The 3,302-nt window shown below is 69.4% G+C and carries 3 protein-coding genes; 2 read left to right on the top strand and 1 reads right to left on the bottom strand.

What is annotated here, in order from left to right:
* The first annotated feature begins 383 nt into the window (after window positions 1-383).
* Together ACFV0Q_RS40035 and ACFV0Q_RS40030 are read left to right on the top strand one after the other, a co-directional pair.
* Complete coding sequence (locus ACFV0Q_RS40035; RefSeq protein WP_385012840.1) at window positions 384-911, top strand: hypothetical protein; 528 nt, start codon at window positions 384-386, stop codon at window positions 909-911.
* A 167-nt stretch (window positions 912-1,078) separates the two neighbouring features.
* On the top strand, window positions 1,079-1,723 hold the full coding sequence (locus ACFV0Q_RS40030; protein WP_385012839.1) for a dihydrofolate reductase family protein: 645 nt from the start codon (window positions 1,079-1,081) through the stop codon (window positions 1,721-1,723).
* A 20-nt stretch (window positions 1,724-1,743) separates the two neighbouring features.
* Here the strand turns inward: ACFV0Q_RS40030 and ACFV0Q_RS40025 are convergent, their stop codons facing one another.
* Window positions 1,744-2,835, bottom strand: coding sequence for a PP2C family protein-serine/threonine phosphatase (locus ACFV0Q_RS40025; protein WP_385012837.1), 1,092 nt, complete (start codon window positions 2,833-2,835; stop codon window positions 1,744-1,746).
* Window positions 2,836-3,302: the final 467 nt, after the last annotated feature.

Raw genomic sequence — 3,302 nt, 5'->3', positions numbered from 1 at the left:
GCGGTGCCGCCGCCGCCCTGCTGGTGCGCCGCCGACGGCGGCTCGCCTCCCGGCGCCCCGACAACGGCGTCGCAGCCGGCTGACCCCTGGCCCCGCACGCCGCGCGGTCTGGCCACGCGGCGACGTGACCTGGACGGCGCAGCGTCCGAGCGTAGCCTTCACCTTCATTCAATGCAACGATCTCGGCTTGGTCGTTGCGTTACATCTCAATCCAATGCAACGATCTCACCCTTTCTACCTGCATCTATGATGTTTTCACGCAACGGGTGTGTTGCTGGATATGTGAATGCAACGTAGCGTTTCTGTCATAAGAAATTCCGGATCGGAAGCCTCACGGGTCGACGGTGCGCGATTCACGTGTGAGTGATCAAAGGGGTGGGGTCATGGGTACAGCAGCTCAGAGCCGGCAGCAGGCCGCACCTGGTGCCATCACCGCCTTCGCCCGCTTCGTGCTGTGCGGCGGGGGAGTGGGGCTGGCCTCCAGCTTCGCCGTGGTGGCTCTCGACCCCTGGTTGCCCTGGGCGTTGGCGAACGCCCTGGTCACTGTGGCGTCCACGCTCCTCGCCACCGAGCTGCACGCCCGCTTCACCTTCGGCGCCGGCGGGCGTGCGACATGGCGCCAGCACACGCAGTCGGCCGGGTCCGCAGCAGCCGCGTACGCCGTGACCTGCGTAGCCATGCTCGTCCTGCAGCAGCTGGTGGCGGCGCCCAGTGCGCTGCTCGAGCAGTTCGTCTACCTGGCTGCTTCAGCCCTCGCGGGCGTCGCCCGGTTCGCGGTACTGCGCCTCGTCGTCTTCGCGCGCAAGCACGCGCAGGACGTGGCCCCCGTCCCCACCGCCCGCCCGATTGGCGCGACCATGTCCCGCACCGTGGCGACTGCCGACCCGGCGGTACTCTGCCGCGCCGCTTGATCGTCCGAGGCCGGCCCAGCCGCCGGCCCTACCGCATCGCGCGTCTCTGTCTGGCGCCCGTGGATCGCATGGCCAGGCCGCTCACCGCTCACCGGCGCGGCGATGAGTTCGCGGGCACCCGCAGGTCTATCTCTTGACGGAGGCAACCGACTCATCGGGAGCAAGCCATGGGCCTCATCCACATCGAGATGTTCGCGACCCTCGACCTCGTCGGGCAGGCTCCCGGCGGCCCCGACGAGGACCCGGCGGGGTTCCCGTTCGGCGGCTGGCAGGCGCCCCTGCTGGACGAGGTCGCCGGGGCCCAGGTCGGTGCCGCGTACGAGGGCACGGACGCCCTGCTGCTCGGCCGGCGGACGTACGACATCTTCGCCGCCTACTGGCCTCACCAGAAGGGCGGCGAGGACAGCGAGATCGCCACGCTCTTCAACAGCGTCCCGAAGTACGTGGCCTCTCGCGGCAGGCCCGACCTCTCGTGGGCCGGGTCCACGCAGCTCGGCCCGGACCTCGCCGACGCGGTGCGTGAGATCCGTGACCGGCACGAGCACGTGAAGGTCGTCGGGGGTCTGAACTTCGTGCAGACCCTCCTGCGGGAGAAGCTCTTCGACCGTCTCGACCTCTGGCTGCACCCGATCGTGCTCGGCGTCGGGAAGAAGGTGTTCGACGATGGCGCGGTGCCCACCAACGTCACGCTCCTCGCACCCCCGGTGGCCAGCCCGAAGGGCACCGTGTACCTGCGCTACGGGCTCGCCGACGGCGTTCCCGCGACGGGGGACATGAGCGCACCCGACCGCGGTGTCGGAAGCGGCGGCTGAGGCCACTGGGACTCCGTGCCTCAGGGCTCACACAGGCGTACGGCGAGGGCGGCGATGTCGTCGTCAAGGCGTCCTCTGGTGTAGCGGACGAGGTCGCGGTGAAGAGCCGTGAGCAGTTCGCGGGGCGGTGTCGGGGGCTGTCGACGCATCCACGTGGTCAGCGGGAAGAACTCGCCGTCGCGGGCGCGGGCCTCGGCGATCCCGTCGGTATAGAGGAGCAGCAGGTCGCCGGGGGCGAAGTCGTACGTGTCGACGTTGTAGTGATCGCCGATGAGCTCCGCGAGGCTGAGCAGGGGCGAGGGGTCGGCGGACTCGAGGACGCGGAGTTTTCTGCGGCTCAGGAGCAGTGGCGGGGGGTGTCCGCAGTTGAGGACGTCGATACGTCTGCCCTCGTGCGGGATCTCGACGAGCAGGGCCGTGGCGAAGCGCTCCATCGGCCCCTCGGGGGGAAAGGCGGCGTTGTAACGGGTGCTGCTGGCATCCAGCCTGCGTGCGACGTTGACCATGTCGATCTCCCCGTACGCCGCCTCCCGGAAGGCGTTGACGATCGCCGCGGCCGCCCCCACCGCCGGCAGGCCCTTGCCCCGCACGTCACCGATGAGCAGCCTGACCCCGAACGGCGTGTCGACCACCTCGTAGAAGTCTCCGCCGATGCGGGCCTCCGCCGCGGCCGCGAGGTACAGGGACTCGATCTCGACGTTCCCGAAGCGGTGTGGGATGGGGCTCAGCACCACCTGTTGCGCCGCGTCGGCGACGAGCCGTACCTGGAAGAGGGTGCGCTCCCGCTGGAGCCGGACATGGCTTCCGTACGCGGCGGCCACGGTGACCGCGATGATTCCCGCGGCTGTCCACCACGTCCCCAGGTCGGGGAAGACGAGGCTGAGGCCGATCATCAGAAGGAGGCAGACCGTACCGAGCAGGACGGTGGGGAGGACCGGCCACATGGCGGCCGCCAGGGCCGGCGCTGCGGGCAGGAGACGGCTGAAGGCCATTTCCGGCGGAGTGGTGTAGGCCAGGCTGGCGATCACGACGGTCAGAATGACCGGCGACAGCCGCACAAGCCTCCCGCGGCCGTAGCGCCGGCGGAGCCACGGCCGTCCAGACTCGATCACATTCCCAGAGTAACCGCGCAATGCGGGCATAGCGCCCTGGCGAGCGGGGGCGGCTGCCCTGCCCTGCCCCTCCGGCTCCACAGCCGATGAGTGCCCCCATGGCCCGCGCCCCTCACACGTCCCTGTCACTGATCAGCGATTGCTGGCACAGGACACTGAGCGTGACTGTCGGTTCCGACCACGCTCCGTGACGACTCCGGCCGATGGAGGGCGCGGGGTATCGCACCCCTACGGCGCGACGTTGGTGACGGACCACCTGTGCGCGGCGTTCCGGCAAGCGGTTCGATGCCCAGTCGATTGCCGTTCGAGGAATTCTCCCGTGTGGCGTGACAGCGTCATTGCTCCAGGAACCACTGGGGACGAAGGGACAAGACGAATGACCAAGTCAAGGCGCAAGGTCGGCATCGGCGCCGTGGTGGCCGCGGTCGTGGCCGCGATGATCACCTTCACGGGACTGCAGGGAGCCA

It is taken from the genome of Streptomyces sp. NPDC059564 (assembly GCF_042735575.1).
Classification (GTDB): Bacteria; Actinomycetota; Actinomycetes; order Streptomycetales; family Streptomycetaceae; genus Streptomyces.
This window is presented reverse-complemented; position numbering and strand designations above follow the sequence as displayed.

Bases quoted from the DNA above. Each gene is read 5' to 3' on its own strand.
- ACFV0Q_RS40035 (WP_385012840.1), top strand. From the start codon at position 384: ATGGGTACAGCAGCTCAGAGCCGGCAGCAGGCCGCACCTGGTGCCATC.
- ACFV0Q_RS40030 (WP_385012839.1), top strand. From the start codon at position 1,079: ATGGGCCTCATCCACATCGAGATGTTCGCGACCCTCGACCTCGTCGGG.